This window comes from Coriobacteriia bacterium, assembly GCA_013334745.1.
Taxonomy (GTDB): Bacteria; Actinomycetota; Coriobacteriia; order Anaerosomatales; family JAAXUF01; genus JAAXWY01.
This window is the reverse complement of sequence record JAAXWY010000016.1, coordinates 1-17,513: the sequence shown is the minus strand read 5'-3', so window position 1 is coordinate 17,513 and position 17,513 is coordinate 1. Positions and strand designations below refer to the sequence as shown.

The 17,513-nt window shown below is 65.9% G+C and carries 13 protein-coding genes; all 13 read left to right on the top strand.

Annotated features, from left to right (window positions below):
• Position 1 precedes the first annotated feature (1 nt).
• On the top strand, positions 2 to 496 hold the full coding sequence (gene ilvN, locus HGB10_05810) for an acetolactate synthase small subunit (GenBank protein NTU71315.1): 495 nt from the start codon (positions 2 to 4) through the stop codon (positions 494 to 496).
• 61 nt (positions 497 to 557) lie between these two features.
• Entirely contained in the window at positions 558 to 1,556 is a 999-nt protein-coding gene (gene ilvC / locus HGB10_05805) for a ketol-acid reductoisomerase (GenBank protein ID NTU71314.1), read from the top strand.
• Between the two features lie 177 nt (positions 1,557 to 1,733).
• On the top strand, positions 1,734 to 2,879 hold the full coding sequence (locus tag HGB10_05800; GenBank protein NTU71313.1) for an alanine--glyoxylate aminotransferase family protein: 1,146 nt from the start codon (positions 1,734 to 1,736) through the stop codon (positions 2,877 to 2,879).
• Positions 2,880 to 2,889: 10 nt separating this feature from the next.
• The gene (locus HGB10_05795; GenBank protein ID NTU71312.1) at positions 2,890 to 4,470 is read left to right on the top strand and encodes a phosphoglycerate dehydrogenase; all 1,581 of its coding nucleotides are present in this window, start codon (positions 2,890 to 2,892) and stop codon (positions 4,468 to 4,470) included.
• A 33-nt stretch (positions 4,471 to 4,503) separates the two neighbouring features.
• The gene (locus tag HGB10_05790; GenBank protein NTU71311.1) at positions 4,504 to 6,372 is read left to right on the top strand and encodes an O-antigen ligase family protein; all 1,869 of its coding nucleotides are present in this window, start codon (positions 4,504 to 4,506) and stop codon (positions 6,370 to 6,372) included.
• 117 nt (positions 6,373 to 6,489) lie between these two features.
• Positions 6,490 to 8,031 (top strand): 2-isopropylmalate synthase, encoded by a 1,542-nt coding sequence (locus HGB10_05785; protein NTU71310.1) that lies wholly within the window; start codon positions 6,490 to 6,492, stop codon positions 8,029 to 8,031.
• Between the two features lie 6 nt (positions 8,032 to 8,037).
• On the top strand, positions 8,038 to 9,936 hold the full coding sequence (locus tag HGB10_05780; GenBank protein ID NTU71309.1) for an O-antigen ligase family protein: 1,899 nt from the start codon (positions 8,038 to 8,040) through the stop codon (positions 9,934 to 9,936).
• Positions 9,936 to 11,111 (top strand): glycosyltransferase, encoded by a 1,176-nt coding sequence (locus tag HGB10_05775; protein ID NTU71308.1) that lies wholly within the window; start codon positions 9,936 to 9,938, stop codon positions 11,109 to 11,111. The genes HGB10_05780 and HGB10_05775 overlap by 1 nt, the downstream gene beginning before the upstream one ends.
• Positions 11,112 to 11,222: 111 nt before the next feature.
• A complete protein-coding gene (locus HGB10_05770; GenBank protein ID NTU71307.1) occupies positions 11,223 to 12,167 on the top strand; it encodes an SDR family oxidoreductase in 945 nt (314 codons plus the stop codon).
• On the top strand, positions 12,164 to 12,988 hold the full coding sequence (locus HGB10_05765; protein NTU71306.1) for an ABC transporter permease: 825 nt from the start codon (positions 12,164 to 12,166) through the stop codon (positions 12,986 to 12,988). Before HGB10_05770 ends, HGB10_05765 begins: the two co-directional genes overlap by 4 nt.
• Entirely contained in the window at positions 12,966 to 13,757 is a 792-nt protein-coding gene (locus tag HGB10_05760; GenBank protein ID NTU71305.1) for an ABC transporter ATP-binding protein, read from the top strand. The genes HGB10_05765 and HGB10_05760 overlap by 23 nt, the downstream gene beginning before the upstream one ends.
• Before the next feature lie 15 nt (positions 13,758 to 13,772).
• Positions 13,773 to 16,433 (top strand): glycosyltransferase, encoded by a 2,661-nt coding sequence (locus tag HGB10_05755; protein ID NTU71304.1) that lies wholly within the window; start codon positions 13,773 to 13,775, stop codon positions 16,431 to 16,433.
• The coding region (locus tag HGB10_05750; GenBank protein ID NTU71303.1) for a glycosyltransferase at positions 16,433 to 17,513 on the top strand (1,081 nt) is incomplete at its 3' end. The genes HGB10_05755 and HGB10_05750, both read left to right, overlap by 1 nt.

Here is a 17,513-nt window from a genome sequence, read left to right as displayed (position 1 = left end):
CATGAAGCACACACTCTCAGTCCTGGTCGAGAACAAGTCCGGCGTGCTCACGCGCGTCACCTCGTTGTTCGCCCGTCGCGGCTTCAACATCGACTCGCTCGCTGTGGGCCCCACCGAGGACCCCACGCTCTCGCGCATCACGATCGTGGTCAGCGCCGAGGACACGCCCATCGAGCAGATCACCAAGCAGCTCCATAAGCTCATCAACGTCATCAAGATCCAGGACCTCGATCCGGCTGAGTCAATCGACCGCGAGCTGGTGCTGTTCAAGGTCAACGCCACACCGGAGCGGCGTCACGAGATCATCGAGATCGCCAACGTGTTCCGCGCCAAGATCATCGACGTCGGCCGCAACTCGCTGACCATCGAGGCGACGGGCTCCACCGATAAGCTCCAGGCGATGGAGGACCTCTTCCGCGCGTACGGCATCAAGGAACTCGCACGAACCGGCAAGATCGCGCTGGCCCGCGGATCGCGGGACTCAGAAGCGCGCTGACATACACCTACCTGCATACACATCCGATCACGCACGACCGACATTGGGAGGCACACCGCACATGGCAACGATCTTCTACGAGAAGGACTGCGACCCGGCAATCATCAAGGGCAAGAAGGTGGCCGTTATCGGCTACGGCAGCCAGGGTCACGCGCACGCGCTCAACCTGCACGACTCAGGCGTCGACGTTCGCGTCGGTCTGCGCGCCGGCTCGAAGAACTGGGACAAGGCCAAGGAGGCCGGTCTGAAGGTCGCGACCGTCCGCGAGGCCGCCGCTGAGGCCGACCTCATCATGATCCTCGCGCCCGACGAGCTGCAGGCGCACATCTACTACAGCGAGATCCACGAGTCGATGACGCCGGGCAAGGCACTTGCCTTCGCGCACGGCTTCAACATCCGCTTCGATGCGATCGAGGCTCCCGAGGGCGTCGATGTCATCATGATCGCCCCCAAGGGCCCGGGCCACATGGTCCGCCGCGTCTACACCGAGGGCTCCGGCGTACCCAACGTCATCGCCGTCCATCAGGACGCGACCGGCGGCGCGTGGGACCTCGCGAAGTCGTACGCATGGGGCATCGGCGGGGCTCGTGCCGGCATCATCGTGACCACCTTCTCCGAGGAGACCGAGACCGATCTCTTCGGCGAGCAGGTCGTGCTCTGCGGCGGTCTGACCCATCTCATCCAGGCGGGTTTCGACACGCTTGTCGAGGCGGGTTACCAGCCCGAGATCGCGTACTTCGAGTGCCTGCACGAGGTCAAGCTCATCGTCGACCTCATGTTCGAGGGCGGCATGGCCAAGATGCGCGACTCCATCTCCAACACCGCCGAGTACGGCGACTACTACACCGGCCCCAAGATCATCACCGACGACACCAAGGACGCGATGGCCGAGGCGCTGTGGAACATCCAGAACGGTGGCTTCGCTCGCGACTGGATCCTGGAGAACAAGGCCGGCCAGCCGTGGTTCAAGTCGATGCGCCGCATCCATGCCGACGCGTACGTCGAGGAAGTCGGCTCGGAGCTTCGGAGCATGTTCTCGTGGATTAAGAAGGACGCGTAGGGACGCGAGGCGGGCGCAACCCTGCGCTCACGTCCTCGCGGGGCCCTGACGCCTACGGCGTCCGCCCCCGCTGCGGGATGTTCGCTTCGGGTCGTGCCCGACTCGCTGCGCTCGCACGATGCTTCAACCCGCACCATGGACCGAGATCAGATGCCTGGAACCGATAGGAGCGCGTACATGCAGAAGAAGTACCTGATGACGCCGGGTCCGACCCCCGTACCCGCCGAGGTCATGCTCACCATGGCCGCACCGATCATCCACCACCGCACGCCAGACTTCTCGGCGGCGTTCGCCGAGTCCATCAACGGCCTGAAGTACGTCTTCCAGACCGAAGGTGACGTGCTCCTGTTCGCGTGCTCCGGCACGGGCGTCATGGAAGCCGCGATCGTGAACTGCTTCTCGGCGGGAGACACGGTCATCGTGTGCCGCAACGGCAAGTTCGGTGACCGCCAGAAGAAGATCGCCGAGACCTACGGTCTGACCGTCGTCGATCTCGCGTACGGCTGGACCGAGGTCGTTCGTCCGGCCGACATCGCGGCGGCGCTTGAGGCGCACCCCGAGGCGCGCGGCGTCATCGTGACGCAGTCCGAGACCTCCAGCGGTGTGCTCAACGACGTCAAGGCGATCGGCGAGATCGTGGGACCGATGGAAGATGTCGTGCTCATCGTCGACTCGATCACCGGCATCGGTGCCGTCGAGTGCAAGACCGACGAGTGGGGCCTGGACGTCGTCATGACCGGCTCGCAGAAGGGGCTCATGCTTCCGCCGGGTCTGGCTGCCTGTACCGTCTCCAAGAAGGCGTGGAAGGCCTACGAGCGCTCCACGCTTCCCAAGTTCTACTTCGACTGGATGAGCTATCAGAAGAACGTCGCCAAGGACACGACGCCGTTCACTCCGGCCGTCACGCTCGTGCTCGGCCTCAACGAGTCGCTCAAGATGATCCGCGAGGAGGGCATCGAGAACACGATCGCCCGGCACTCCCAGCTCGCCGAGGCCACGCGCCGCGGCTGTGAGGCGCTCGGCCTGAGGCTCTTCGCTCCGCCCGAGGGTCGCGGCAGCGCCGTGACGCCGGCGTGGGTGCCCGACGGCATCGACGGCAAGAAGGTCGTCAGCATCCTCAAGAACAAGTACGGCGTCACCATCGCCGGCGGCCAGGACGACTACGTCGGCAAGATCATCCGGATCGGCCACCTGGGCTACTTCGGTCAGTTCGACATCATCACCACGCTCACGGCGCTCGAGATGACGCTCGCTGAGCTTGGCTACGAGTTCACCCGCGGCGCCGGCGTCGTCGCGGCCGAGTCAGTATTCATGGAAGGGTAGGGGACCACGCATGAAGGTACTTGTCGCCGAGCAGATCGCCGCTAGTGGCATCGAGCTCCTGAAGTCGAAGTTCGATGTCGACGTGAAGACCGATCTGACGCCCGAGGAGCTCGTGGCCGCGATTCCGGCGTACGACGCGCTCGTCGTGCGTTCGGCAACGCAGGCAACTCGTGAGGTCATCGAGGCCGGCGTGAATCTCAAGATCATCGGTCGCGCCGGGGTCGGCGTGGATAACGTCGACGTCGACGCGGCCACCTCGCGTGGCGTCATCGTGTGTAACGCGCCGACGTCCAACATCGTGTCAGCCGCCGAGCAGACGCTCGCGCTCATGCTCGCCATCGCGCGCAAGACGCCGCAGGCCAACGCCTCGATGCATGCCGGCAAGTGGGAGCGCTCGAAGTTCACCGGCACCGAGCTCTACGAGAAGACGCTCGCCGTCATCGGCCTGGGTCGTATCGGCTCGCTCGTCGCCGAGCGCGCACGCGGCTTCGGCATGAAGCTCATCGGTTTCGATCCGTACACCTCCGAGGAGCGCGCCGCCAAGATGGGCGTCACCCTCTACGAGACGATCGACGAGATGCTGCCGGTCGCCGACTTCATCACGGTGCACCTGCCCAAGACCAAAGAGACGATCGGCATGTTCGGCGCCGAGCAGTTCGCGAAGATGAAGGACGGCGTGCGCCTGGTCAACACCGCGCGCGGCGGCATCTACCAGGTCGAGGCGCTCGCCGACGCGGTGCGCGCAGGCAAGGTCGCCGGCGCCGGCATCGACGTGTTCGAGGTCGAGCCGTGCACCGACAGTCCGCTCATCGAGTTCGACAACGTCGTGCTCACCCCGCATCTGGGTGCGTCGACCGCTGAGGCGCAGGACCGTGCCGGCGAGCAGATCGCCGAGTACGTGGTGCTCGGCCTCGAGGGCCGCATGGTCCCGACCGCCGTCAATGTCGCGCCCGTGCCGCAGGAGGTCATGGAGAAGGTCGGACCCTACATCGACCTCGCGCAGGACCTCGGAACGATGCTCGCGCAGATCGCGCGCGGTGGCGTCGAGGAGCTCGACATCCTCACGATCGGCCAGCTCGCCGACGACGACACGCGCATCGTGCGCACGGCCGCGGTCAAGGGCCTGCTCACCCGCGCGAGCGACGAGGGCGTCAACTTCGTCAACGCCGAGTACCTCGCCGAGCAGCGCGGCATCAAGATCACCGAGACCAAGCGCGCCGAGACGCACGACTTCGTGTCGATGCTCGTCCTGCGCGCCGTCACGCCGCACGGCCCCATCGACATCGGCGCGGCCCTGCTCGGCAAGCGCGATCAGCCCCGCATCGTCTCCATGCTCGGCTACGAGCTCGACATGGCGCCCAGCAAGAACATGGCGTTCTTCCAGTACAAGGACCGTCCGGGTGTCATCGGCAAGGTCGGTACGATCGTTGGAGAGGCCGAGGTCAACATCGCGACGATGGACGTCGGTCGCCTCGAGGCCGGCGGTACCGCGCTGATGGGTCTGAACCTCGACTCGCCGCTGTCGCCTGAGACGCTCGCACACATCGCAACCGATCTCGATGTCGACGACGCCTGGTACGTGGAGCTGTAGCCGATGCCCGTTAGGGGCCACATGAGCGAGCGAATGGCTAGAATCCCATTGTTGATAGTTGCCGGCATGGTCGTCCTTGTGATTCTTGTGAGCGGTAACCTGAGCGCCATCGGTGTAGGCGGGACATCGATGCTCTCCGATCCGATTGCGCTCCCTCGGTTGGCCATCGCGGCTGTGCTGGTGTGTGCCGCGTGGCTCGCGTGGTTTGCGATCGGTATGCAAGACGGCCCGTCGCTGCGATTCGACTTGGTCTGGGCGGCTCTGGCGGCCTTGGCCTGCTGGGCCATGCTGTCGACCGCGTTGTCTCCACACCGTTTGCTCGCTGTGCTCGGACAGTCCGAGCGGCTCGAGGGCGCGGTCAGCGTTGTCATCTACTGTCTCTTGTATGGCATCGGGCTGCAGGTGGTGCGTCACGTGAGGGCGGCGCGGGTGCTTGCGACGGCGGTTGTCGTCTCTGCAGCGGTGCTGGCGTTGTACGGCGTCGCGCAGTGGATGGGAATCGATCCTGCAAACTACACATGGGAGGGCTACGGCTTCTCCATGCGGCGCGCTTTCGCGACTATGGGCAACCCAAACTACCTGGCTGGGCTACTCGTGCTGGCACTGCCCATCTCAATCATGCTGACCATAGGAAGTCAGGCAACCGCTCGCCGCTGGGCGTGGGGGGGCGCCACCATGCTGGTCGGCGGCGCGCTCTTCCTCACGTTTACTCGCGCCGCATGGCTGGCAGCGGCGCTCGAGGTGATTCTGATCTCCGTGTATTACTTCCGAAGTCGCGCGCGGGACAAGGGTCTCGATTCGGCGGTCTCCTCGTCGGGTCCCGTTCTCGCAGTTGCGTCAGCCGTACTTGTGATACTCGTCATCGTCTCCGTGTGGGGATCGGCGGAAACGAACGTTGTCAGCCGCGTTCAGGATGCACTCGCGCTTCGCAATAGCGCTGGCGAGCGCGTCTTGACGGCTCGAATCGCCCTGGATGCAGCTGCCACTAGGCCGGTGTTCGGTTACGGACCCGATGCGTTCCTACCTGCGTTCAGGTTGCACAGAACGGAAGCGTACGTTGACGAGTTCGGGGTAGGGGCAACATCGAGTAACGCTCATTCTTGGCCACTCCAGTACGCGGCTACTGTTGGTTTTGTCGGGGCGCTGCTTCTCGTGACGGCCATCGTGCTTGGGCTCGTGCGATCACGACGATACATGTCGAGCGCTAGCACTAATGCGTCGGGTTTGCTGATGGCAGGTATCTGGATTGGATGTCTCGGCTTCGTCGTGGACATGCTCTTCAACGTAGCCGTTCTAGGAGCTACTGTGCCCTTCTGGGTCTTGCTGGGAGTGCTTGGGGCACCATCCGCGCCGGAGGTTCGTCTGGGCGCGACGTGGCGGTGGCTCGGCGCGGCCGTCTTCGCGGTCGCCACCGGAGCCGCCATTCTGGCCGCAGGGTCGGTAGTGTCCGCGGATGTGGCTCACGGGGCGGCGACCGCTGCCTTTCTCGGTGAAACCGATCGCGACGCCCGGACGCTCGCGCTGAGAGCGCGGACCAGCAACCCCACGTCCGTGAAGTACGCGGGCACACTTGCCCAGGTCAGCGCCGACAGAGTGTTCAGGGCTATTGCTGGTGAGGCGCCGCCCGAGACGGTCCGGGCCCTGTACGAGATAGCTGATGCGGACTTCACCAAGACTCTGGAGATGCACCCGGCCGACTACCATGCCCGCGCATGGTACGCCGCTATGCAGGCATATGCCGGGGGTTACCTGAAGGATTCGGAGCTATTGAAGCAGTCAGCAGAAACGGCAGGTCGCGCGCAGGCGCTGGATCGGCATCACGACAACGTTCGGGCGCTTGCGTCGGGGGACACGTCAATTGAGGCCATTCAGCAGGCGCTGGGCGTCCCGCGGCTCCCATAGCGCCAGCGTGCGCACGTGAGCCGTGACCGCACGCAGATGATTGAAGACGATGATTGTCTGCACGTAACGGGGCACAGTCATTGTGGTAGGCAGGGCTACTTGACGGAGTGAACAACCATGAGCGATCAGGTCTACATATTCGACACGACGCTGCGTGACGGCGAGCAGTCGCCGGGCGCATCCATGAACACCGACGAGAAGCTCGAGATCGCGCGCCAGCTCGTGCGCCTCAACGTCGACGTCATCGAGGCGGGTTTCCCGATCTCGAGCCCCGGCGACTTCGAGAGCGTGGCTCGCATCGGCGCTGAGGTCGGTGACGCTGCGGTGGTCTGCGGGCTGTCGCGCGCCATCCCCAAGGACATCGAGACGGCAGCCGCCGCGCTCAAGACCGCCGCACGCCCGCGCATCCACACCGGCATCGGCGTCTCCGAAAGCCACCTGCGCGACAAGCTGCGCATCTCGGGCGACGAGGCCATCGAGCGCGCGGTGGCCGCGGTCAAGCTCGCCCGCACCTTCGTCGAGGACGTCGAGTTCTACGCCGAGGATGCCGGCCGAGCAGAGCCGGCCTTCCTCTACCGCATGGTCGAGGCGGCCATCGCCGCCGGCGCAACCGTCGTCAACATCCCCGATACCACCGGCTACACGTATCCCGAGGAGTTCGGCGCGCTCATCGCCGGCCTCGCGAACCACGTGAGCGGCATCGAGAACGCCACGATCGCCGTGCACTGCCACAACGACCTGGGCATGGCCACGGCCAACGCGCTGGCGGGCGTGAAGGCGGGCGCACGCCAGGTCGAGTGCACCGTCAACGGTCTCGGTGAGCGCGCGGGCAACACGTCGATGGAGGAGGTCGTGATGGCCATCCGCCAGCGCGGCGACATCCTCGGCGTGCGCACCGAGATCAACACCCGCGAGATCATCCGCGCCTCGCGCCTCGTGAGCAGCATCACCGGCATCGTCGTGCAGCCCAACAAGGCCATCGTCGGCGCCAACGCGTTCGCACACAGCAGCGGCATCCACCAGGATGGCGTGCTCAAGGAGCGCTCGACCTACGAGATCATCGACCCGGCCGATGTGGGTGCCGGCGGCTCGTCGATCGTGCTCACCGCGCGCAGCGGGCGCCACGCGCTCAAGCACCGCCTCGAGGAGCTCGGCTTCTCGCTGCCCGAGGACGAGTTCGAGCGCGTGCACACCGCGTTCCTCGATTTGGCCGACAAGAAGAAGGAGGTCTTCGACGAGGACCTCGAGGCACTTGTGGGCGAGACGGAGCGCACCCTGCACGAGACCTATCACCTCGAGCAGGTGCACTTCACGAGCGGCGAGCCCGGTATCCCCACGGCGACCGTCGAGCTCATCACCGCCGAGGGCGAGCACCTCATCGACTCGAGCCACGGCACCGGTCCGGTCGACGCCGTCTACAAGGCGATCAACCGCATCGTGGACGTGGACAACGAGCTGACCGAGTTCCGGGTGCAGGCCGTCACGCGCGGCATCGACGCTTTGGGCGAGGTCACGATCCGCGTCACGGCGGGCGATGGCAACGTCTTCACCGGCCGAGGAGCGCACTCGGATATCCTTGTGGCTGCAGCCAAGGCGTACACCAATGCGCTGAACAGGCTGCTCGTCGCCGAGAAGAAGACGGTCGAAGAGGAGCTGTAGCGCCGCATGACCCGTATCGCCAACGCAGCCGCCTGGGTCGCAGCCGGGATGGTCTTCCTCGTCGCGGTCGTGTGGACCAACCTCACCGGGCTTGGCATCAGTGCCCAGCAGTTCACCTACGACGACGTCGCGCTACCGCGGTTCGCGGTCGCGCTCGTCGGCGTGGCGCTCGCCTGGGTACTCGTCTCGTGGCTCGTGTGGCGAGGCAATCCGCTCGGCGTTGACGTCACGTGGGCGCTGCTCGGCGGGTTGAGTGTGTGGGCGCTCGTCTCGGCTGCGCTGGCTGGCTCGCCGATCGTGTGGCTCGGACAGTCCGAGCGGCTCGAAGGCGCTGTGACCGTGGTGCTGTACGCGCTGCTGTTTGGCTTGGGGCTGCAGCTTGGGCGCTCGAAGCGGTTCGTGCGGCGGATCGGTGGGGCGCTTGTGCTCGGCTCGGCGCTGCTCAGCGTCCACGGGCTGTTGCAGACACTTAAGTTGGACCCCACGAACTACCTTGTGAGCGGATCGAGTCTCTATCTGGGATCGGCGTTCGCGAGTCTGAGTAACCCCAACTTCCTTGCAGCGCTGCTTGTTCTTGCGCTGCCGATCGCCATCGGCCTCGCGCTGACCGCCGAGAACCTCGTGGTCCGTATCGCGTGGTGGGTGTGCGCCGTGCTCGCGCTCGCGGCGCTGTACGCGACGTACTCGCAGGGCGCGTGGCTCGCGGCCGTCATCGAGCTAGCGGTGGGCCTCGCGCTGTGGCTTGCTGCGCGGCAGCGCGCGAGCGACGCGGTGGCCGAGGACGCCACGTCGTCGAGCACGCCCGCACGGCGTCGCATGAACCCCGCGCTGATCGCCGGCCTTGTGGTGGTCGCTGGTGTGGTGCTCATCGTTGCGGTGACCACATTCGCGACCTCTCGCGGCCTGCGCTTGTGGGGCTCGAGCCTCACTGAGACCAGCTCGGGTCGCATTCTGCTCATGCAGACCAGCGCCAACGCCGCCGGAGCCAAGCCGATTCTGGGATGGGGCCCCGATAGCTTCCTCGCCGCGTTTCGTCTCGAGCGACCCGACCGCTACATGGAGGTGTTCGGCGAGACCGCGACCAACTCCAACGCACACAACTGGGTGCTGCAGTACGCGACGACGACCGGCGTGATCGGGGCGCTGCTGTTGCTGTCGGCGCTGGCGTTCGGTCTATGGCGGGCACGACCTTGGCGGACAGACGATGCAACCGCCGCACTCGATATCATGCAGTGTGCGGTGTGGGCGGGTGCGCTCGGTTTCAGCATCCAAGCTGTCTTCAACGTTGCGATGCTCGCCTCAACGGTCCCGTTCTGGCTGCTGCTGGGTGCCATCTCCGCACCTCGCGCACGTCGCGTCTCAGTGCAGACCTGGGCCGGCGCGGCTGCGGTAGCCGTGTTCGGCGCGCTACTCGTCGCCGGTGCCTACGGCTCGTACCGGCTGATCGCTGCTGACTCGACCTTCCTTGCTGCCCGCGAGGTCTACTACACCGGCGACTTCGGCGCGTCGCACGATCTGGCGCTCGAGGCTGCGGCGCTCAATCCGCTCTCGGTGAAGTACTCGCGCGCGGCGGCGCAGGCGAGTGCCGAAAACGCGGTGCTCATGGCCGGCGCCGACGGCTTCGACGACGAATCAGTCCGCACGGCTTACGACCTCGCTGCAGAGGACTTCGCGCGGACGCTCGTCGTCGCACCCAACGACTACGCGGCTCTTGCGTGGCTTGCGGGTCTGCAGGCGCGGATAGGCGAGCGGCTCGGCGACGAGCAACTCAGGGCCGCAGCACAGCGAACCGCCGAGGAGGCAGCCGCGCTCGACCGCACGCACACGCACGTGCAACGCGTGCTGGCAGGGGAGACCGACAAGGGTGCTGCTCGTGAGGCGCTCTCGGCTCCTGGGCTGCCGTAGTGGGCGAGCGAACCAAGGTCGCGGTGCTGGTTGGCGCGCTCGAGGTGGGTGGGGCCGAGCTCGACATTGCCCGCAACTTCCCGCGACTGAATCGCAATGAGTTCGACGTCGTGGTGGTGAGCTTCGGGACGGCTGGAGCACTGGGGCCGGAGCTGGAGCGCCACGGCATCCGCGTGGTCGCCCGGCTCGACAGCGAGCGGGTCTCGGATGGTGTGCCCGCCCGAGCGTGGCGCTACGTCGCGGTCACGCGGTGGGTCGCGCGGGTCTTCGCCGACGAGCAGATCGACATCGCACACTTCTTCTTGCCGCACGCCTACGTGTACGGCATGGCGGCGTGCCTGCTCGGCCGTCGCAGCGCGAAGACGGTCATGAGTCGGCTCTCGCTGAACTTCTACGAGTCGAGTCACAGGATGATCGCGCGCGCCGAGCGCAGCTTCGCTCACCCCCGAGTCGATATCGCCATCGGCAACTCGCACCCCATCCTCACCGAACTCGCAGAGGAAGGCGTGGCTCCGGACAAGCTGCGGCTCATCCACAACGGCATCGAGGCCGCACCGCTGGCGCGCGGCACGGGCGATCGCGAAGAGGCCCGCACGGCGCTCGCGATCGCGCCCGATGCGTTCGTCATCGTCGCCGTCGGCAACCTGCACATCTACAAGGGCCACGCCGATCTCATCGAGGCGTGCGCACTCGTTGCGAGCAACCTGCCGCCGAGCTGGCGGCTTCTGATCGCCGGCCGAGACGAACAGGGCAACGCCGCCGCGCTCACATCGCTGGCGTCGCAGCGCGGCATCGCGGAGCACGTCGAGTTGTTGGGCCAGTGCGACGACGTCGCACAGCTGCTGCACGCCGCCGACGTGTTCGCGCACCCCTCGCACCACGAGGGCCTGCCAAACGCCTTGCTCGAGGCGATGGCAGCCGGGCTGCCGGTCGTCGCGACCGAGGTCGGCGGCATCCCCGAGGCGGTCGTGCCCGCCGGCGCGGTCGGCCAGACGGGCTGGTTGGTCGCGCCGCACGTGCCGCAGGCGCTGGCCGGTGCGATCGAGGCTGCCTGCGCGGACCCGGCGAGGCGCGCGGCGATGGGAGAGAGCGCGACCGCGCGCATCATGGCTGAGTTCTCGCTTGATAGCAGCGTCGCGGCGTACGAGGCGGTCTACCGAGGACTTCGCGACTAAACACGGCTCGCTTCCCGTACAATGTGCGGGCGAGTTCATGTCTGGTCATGAGCTGCCAACGCCGCATAGACACCGCCGGACAACGGCGCAGCTGCAATACAAGGAGTGCATGTGAGCGACCTCTATCTCGTCACGGGTGGGGCTGGGTTCATCGGCTCGCATGTTGTCGACGAGTTGTTGAGCCGGGGCGACCGCGTACGCGTCATCGACAACTTCGCCACAGGTCGCCGAGAGAACCTCGCTCACATCGCCGACGATGTTGAGCTGTTCGAGGGCGATATCCGCAGCTACGAGCGGGTGCATAACGCCGCGAGAGGCGTTGACTACGTCGTGCATCTTGCGGCATTGCCGTCGGTGCCGCGCTCGATTCAAGACCCGCTCACAACCCACGAGGTCAATACGACCGGCACCCTGAACGTTCTGCTCGCTGCGCGTGACACGGGGGCAAGGCGCGTTGTTATCGCCTCGTCGTCATCGGTCTACGGCGCGAACGTGGCCCTGCCCAAGCGCGAGGACATGGTGCTGCTCCCGATCTCGCCGTACGGCGTCACCAAGCTCGCCGCCGAGCGCTACTGCCGCGCGTTCTCCGAGGTCTACGGCCTGGAGACGTCGGCGCTGCGCTACTTCAACGTCTTCGGCCCGCGCCAGAATCCGCACTCGCAGTACAGCGCGGTCATCCCCAAGTTCATCGACCTTGCGCGCAAAGGTGAGCGGCCCGTGATCTTCGGCGACGGCTCCCAGACTCGTGACTTCACCTTCGTCGCCAACGTCGTCAATGGCACACTGGCCGCCACTACGGCCGAGAAGGCATCCGGGCATGCGATGAACGTCGCGTGCGGCGCCTCGACCTCGCTCAACGAGCTCGTGCATGTGATCGGCGAGGTGCTGGGCACGCCGGTCCAGTGCGACTTCGAGCCGGAGCGTATCGGCGATATCAAGGACTCGTACGCGGATGTCTCGCTCGCGCGCGAACTGCTCGGATACGAGCCGCACGTGTCGTTGCATGAGGGTGTGCAGCGCGTGGTGGCTGCGCTCGATGACGGTGGTGTGCAGTGAGCCAGAACGCCGTGTACGACTCCAGTAAGCGCGCTCCGGCGTTCATCGAGGAGATAACGGAGTCGTGGAAGTACCGCCACATGATCAAGGAGTTCGTGCGTCGCGACATCACGACTCGCTACAAGCGTTCGTACCTCGGCGTGCTGTGGACGATGCTCAATCCGCTCGGAATGATGCTCATCATGACGCTTGTCTTCTACAACTTGTTTCAGATGCAGCAGCCCAAGTTCCCGTTGTTCGTGTTCACCGGTCTGATCTGCTGGAACTTCTTCGCACAGGTAACCGAGGCCGCGCCGCGTACGCTGTTGTGGTCGGGCACGCTGATCCACCGCGTCTACCTGCCGAGAACGTCGTTCGCTCTGGTGGCGCTAGGCGGTGCGCTGGTGAACTTCCTGCTTTCGTTCATCCCGTTCGCGCTAATCATGGCGGCGCTGCGCGTCATGCCAGGACCGGAGATCCTCTTCGTACCGGTCGCGATCGTATTGCTGTCGCTGTTCTCCCTGGGCGTCGGGCTGATGCTCTCGTCGGTGGTCGTCTACTTCCCCGATGTGATCGACGCATGGGGAATAGCACTTATGGCGTGGATGTACCTCTCGGCGATCTTCTATCCCTACTCCATCATTCCGGAGTCGTATCGCTGGTGGTTCTTCAACCTCAACCCGATCTACCACCTGATCTTGCTGTTCCGCGATCCGCTCTACTACGGCAACTGGCCATCGCTTGCGCATATCGGTGCAGCGACGTTCGTGTCGCTGTCCACGTTGCTGGTCGGCTGGTTCATGTTCACCAGAAAGGCTGATGAGCTTGCCTACCGAATCTGAGCCCATCGTCGCGACCGAAGCCTGCGCAGGCGATGTCGTCTTGAGCGTCGAGAACGTGTCGATCGTCTACAAGGTGACCAAGGAGCGGATCACCTCGCTCAAGGAATACGCGATTCGTCGCGCCAAGCGCCAGCTCGTCATCGAGGAGTTCTGGGCGCTCAAGAACGTGAGCTTCGAGCTCCGGTCCGGTGAGGTGTTTGGCATCATGGGCAGTAACGGTGCCGGCAAGTCTACGATGCTCAAAGTCATCGCCCGGGTGCTCCGGCCGACCGCCGGCAGAGTGCGTGTGTGTGGCCATGTCGCACCGCTTCTGGAGATGGGCGCCGGATTTCACATGGAGCTCACCGGTCGGGAGAACATCTACCTGTACGGCTCGCTTCTGGGCTACTCGCGCACCGAGATGGACGAGAAGTTCGATCGCATCGTGTCCTTCGCCGATATCGGCGAGTTCATCGATTCGCCGCTTCGGACGTACTCGACCGGCATGGTCACGCGGCTCGGGTTTTCGATTGCGACCGACGTGAAGCCCGAGATTCTCATCGTCGACGAGATTCTCGGTGTGGGCGATGCGGCGTTTCAGCAGAAGAGCCGGGCTCGAATGCTCGGGTTCTGCGCCGAGGGCACGACGGTCATTCTCGTAAGCCATAACGCCGACCTGATGCGAACCACGTGTCAGCGCGCCATGTGGCTCGATCACGGCCAGGTGAAGATGATCGGGCCGATCGAAGAAGTCGCCGACGCCTACGCCGCAGCCACGATGGTCGTGTAGGGAAGCCTGGTGGGCGTGAGCAGCGACACGAGCGGTGAGCGCATTCACGTCATGGTTCTGACCTACGCGATGACCGCGGGCGGGTCGCGCACATTCATCTCGACGCTGCTCGAGCATCTCGACCGCGATCGGTATCGCCTTTCGCTCGCATCGATCCTCGATACCGATGAACCCGAGCTCCCGGCTGATGTACCCCACTTCTGGCTCTCTAGGGAGTCGCCCCAGCCCGCAGCTGCTGTGAGTCTCGATGCCGGCATCACCGCCGACTTTGGCGATTGGGTCGAGGAGCGTGTCCGACAGCTCGTCGCGCTTGTGGTCCGTGAATCCCCCGATGTGCTCGTGTGCGCACCGGAGCATGCCGCCGCGATCGCTGCGGCTGCGACGCCGTGGTTCCCGGCACACACGCGTGTCGTGGGTCGCATCGGTGCCGCGGTCGGGCGCGCGTTTCCACAGGACGGCGATGCTTCGCTCTACACGCGGCTGCTCGCCGACAACGTGGACGAGCTGGATCGCATCGTCGGTGTATCGCAGGTCATCGCGGACGACATGGTGCGACTCATGGGTGCCGACCCTACGCGCGTCGTGCTGCTCCACAACCCGGTCGACGTATCCCGCATTCGCACCGCAGCCGTCGAGCTGATGGCTCCCTCGATGTCGCAGCCCTACGACAGTGGCGAGCCGGTTCTCCTATTCGTCGGCAGGCTCGAGCGCGTCAAGGGTCTCGAGTCGCTGCTGCGGGCGTTCGCGACGCTGCGCGAGACGATCCCCGTGCAGCTGGTGATCGTGGGCGACGGAAGTCGCCGCAACTACTTGGATGCACTCGCCGTCAACCTCGGGATTAGAGCATCGGTCACGTTCGTTGGCACCGACGCGAATCCCTATCGCCACATGTCACGCGCGACGCTGTTCGTGCTTCCGTCCCGATCCGAGGGTATGCCCAACGTGCTGCTCGAATCGATGGCGTGCGGATGCCCGATCGTCGCGACTGACATCGAAGGCGGCGCTACTCGTGAACTGCTTGCCGACGGCGAGTGCGGGGTGCTCGTGCCCGTGGCCGATGCCGACGCGCTTACCGAGGCGATCGGCGACCTCGTGCGCGACCGCCCGCGCCGAGACGCGCTCGCTCAGCGCGGGCTCGTGCGTGTGTCCGAGTTCGATCCCGACGCCACGATCGCGCGCTACGACGAGGTGCTCGCGGCAGTCGCCCAGACGCCGCCGAGACGCGAGCAACCTGAGGTCGCCGAGACTCCCGATAGCGCCGACACGCCGGCACTCGGCGATGCGCACGCACCCGGCGACCCGGTGACTGCCACCGTTTCCGGCTCCGAGGCAACAGCCGTGGCTCCGCAACCGGTCGCATCCGGTGTTGCGACGCCGACGCATCCGTCGCTGTTCAGTCGCGTCATCGGCGTCCTCTCTCGGGTGAAGCGAGCGATTCTACCGCCACGCGTCCGGATGCCCGCGGTGGTCGATCAGTCGGGCTCGCGGATCCCCGAGAGCACGCGCACTCGCGCCGTCGTGCTCGCGCTCACGCGAGACGTCCCCGCCGTTGCCGCGATGACCGATGCGTTGTCCGGTTCGCTGCCCGATGCCGGCGTCGACGTGGTGCTGGCCGTGGCTTCGTGCGCGGCGGCGCGCGCCGGAACCGCACCGGTTGCGGTGGTGGCGCTGGAAGCCGTGGGTGTCCCAGCCACACTCACCACTGACGATCTTGCGGTCGCTGTTCCCGACGCCAGTGCCCAGTATCTGGGCTGGGCCATCGGCCTGGCCGAGAACCTCGCCCTGACCGTGCGCGAAACCGGCGCCGATGTCGTTATCGCGCAGGGCTACGACGCCGCACTGCCGGCACTCATCGCGAAACGCCATCTCATCGGCGACGTTCCGCTCATCGTCGAGCATCACGGCCGCATCTCGCAGATCGCAGGCTGGTGGGCCGATGAGCCCGTCAGCGACTTCATGCGTGAGTATCTGCCCGACACGGATGCGCTCGTTGTGTCAGCAGTCGACGACGCCGCAGACATGGCCGACTACGGGCAGCGCGCTATCGAGAAGGTCGCGGTCATCGAGCCGCCGATCGACGCCGAGGCGGTGCTCGCTCGGCTCGGGGGAGGGGCCGCGGCCGATGAGGCTGTGCCGCCGTTCACGGTCGTGCTCGATCTCGATGTCGATTCGTGGGACGAGTGCGCGCCGCTGTTCGCCGCGCTGTCCATCGCACGAGAGAAGGAGCCGTCGCTGCGGTTCGTCGCGATTGGGCGGTATCCCGACAGCGCGCCAGGTGAGGGCGTGGACCTTGAGCTCGCGGATGTGCCCTCCGATGCGGGATCGCTCGCACAGACCGCGGCGGTGCTCGTCCATTGGCGCGCGAGCGTGATCGACTCGCTTCCGGACGCACCCGTCGCCGCGCTGCTCGCCGGCGTGCCGGTGCTCTGCACGCGTGCCTCGGAGCACGTGAGCGAGGTGCTGTCGGCGGGCGTCATCTGGTGGCTGGCGACGGTGCCCGACGCCGATGACATCGCGGAAGACGTCCTCACCTACGTCTGGGCGCGCGAGCGCGCGGCGACACTGGGTGATGCCGGGCGTCAGCGAGTGGGCGCAATCTCTGCGCAGGCCGCGAGTCGTCAGATGGCAGAGATCATCAGCACGCTGGTGCCCACGCCCGAGACGGAAGGCGCCTGATGGCCGCCGGGCGCACTACGCGCGTCTTGCTCGTGACCTCGGCCATGCGCCGAGGCGGTGCCCAGGCGTTCGTGCAGCTTCTGCTCGAGAAGCTGGACCGCAAGCGATTCGAGCCGCATCTGCTCATCACGTCGGACGAGGAGTCCGAGTACCCGATACCGCCCGACGTTGTGACGCACAGGCTTGACGGGGACGCCGCGCGGCTCCCGCGTCTCGTACTCGATCTCGGTGACGCTGGGCAGCCAGGCGACCAAGCGGACCTCGGCTGGGTCGCCGAGGAGGCGCGCCGTATCGCTGCCGCGGTCCGTGCGGTGCATCCCGACGTGGTCTTCACGTCTCCCGAGTGGACGACTGTGATCGTGGCGGCCGGCGCTTCGCTGTTCCCGGCCGACACGCGTTTCGTCGGCCGCATCGACGCGCCTGCCTCTGTGGCGTTTCCCGAGCAGGGCGTGGGTTCGGTGTTGCGGCCTGTAGCCGCCCGCTACCTGCGCGATGCCGATACGCTCGTCGCCGTCTCGCACCCGATCGCCGATGATCTCGTCGCGGCGTTCGCGGTGCCTCGCGACCGCATAGAGCTGATGCGCAACGCCGTCGACCTCGCCGCCGCGTCAGCGATGGCGGTCGAGCAGATAGAGCCCGGCGTGTTCGAGGACGGCGTGCAAAGCGTGCTGTACGTGGGACGGCTCAACCGCGCCAAGGGCCTGGACTACCTGCTTCGTGCATTCGCTCGCCTGGGCGCCGGGCGCACCGCGCGTCTCGTGATCGTGGGCGACGGTGAGTACGGCGTGTTCCTGCGCGCGCTCGCAGTTCATCTGGGACTTAGCGACCGCGTCCATTTCGCGGGCGCTCAGGTCAACCCGTTCAAGTACATGGCTCGAGCGGATCTGCTCGTGCTGCCTTCGCTGTCCGAGGGGCTGCCGACCGTGCTCGTCGAGGCCATCGATCTTCTCGCTAACCGGGTTCCGTGCGAAGCCGGCGTTGCTCTGGTTGTCGCCATCGTGTCCGCAATGAAGAACCAGTCGACCGCACCGGCGATGGTCATCCTCGGTGACCTCAGCATTCAGGGAAACATCAAGGCCG

What these genes read in the sequence shown, in the direction of transcription:
- ilvN (NTU71315.1), top strand. Translation starts at nt 2, where the DNA reads ATGAAGCACACACTCTCAGTCCTGGTCGAGAACAAGTCCGGCGTGCTC.
- ilvC (NTU71314.1), top strand. Translation starts at nt 558, where the DNA reads ATGGCAACGATCTTCTACGAGAAGGACTGCGACCCGGCAATCATCAAG.
- HGB10_05800 (NTU71313.1), top strand. Translation starts at nt 1,734, where the DNA reads ATGCAGAAGAAGTACCTGATGACGCCGGGTCCGACCCCCGTACCCGCC.
- HGB10_05795 (NTU71312.1), top strand. Translation starts at nt 2,890, where the DNA reads ATGAAGGTACTTGTCGCCGAGCAGATCGCCGCTAGTGGCATCGAGCTC.
- HGB10_05790 (NTU71311.1), top strand. Translation starts at nt 4,504, where the DNA reads ATGGCTAGAATCCCATTGTTGATAGTTGCCGGCATGGTCGTCCTTGTG.
- HGB10_05785 (NTU71310.1), top strand. Translation starts at nt 6,490, where the DNA reads ATGAGCGATCAGGTCTACATATTCGACACGACGCTGCGTGACGGCGAG.
- HGB10_05780 (NTU71309.1), top strand. Translation starts at nt 8,038, where the DNA reads ATGACCCGTATCGCCAACGCAGCCGCCTGGGTCGCAGCCGGGATGGTC.
- HGB10_05760 (NTU71305.1), top strand. Translation starts at nt 12,966, where the DNA reads ATGAGCTTGCCTACCGAATCTGAGCCCATCGTCGCGACCGAAGCCTGC.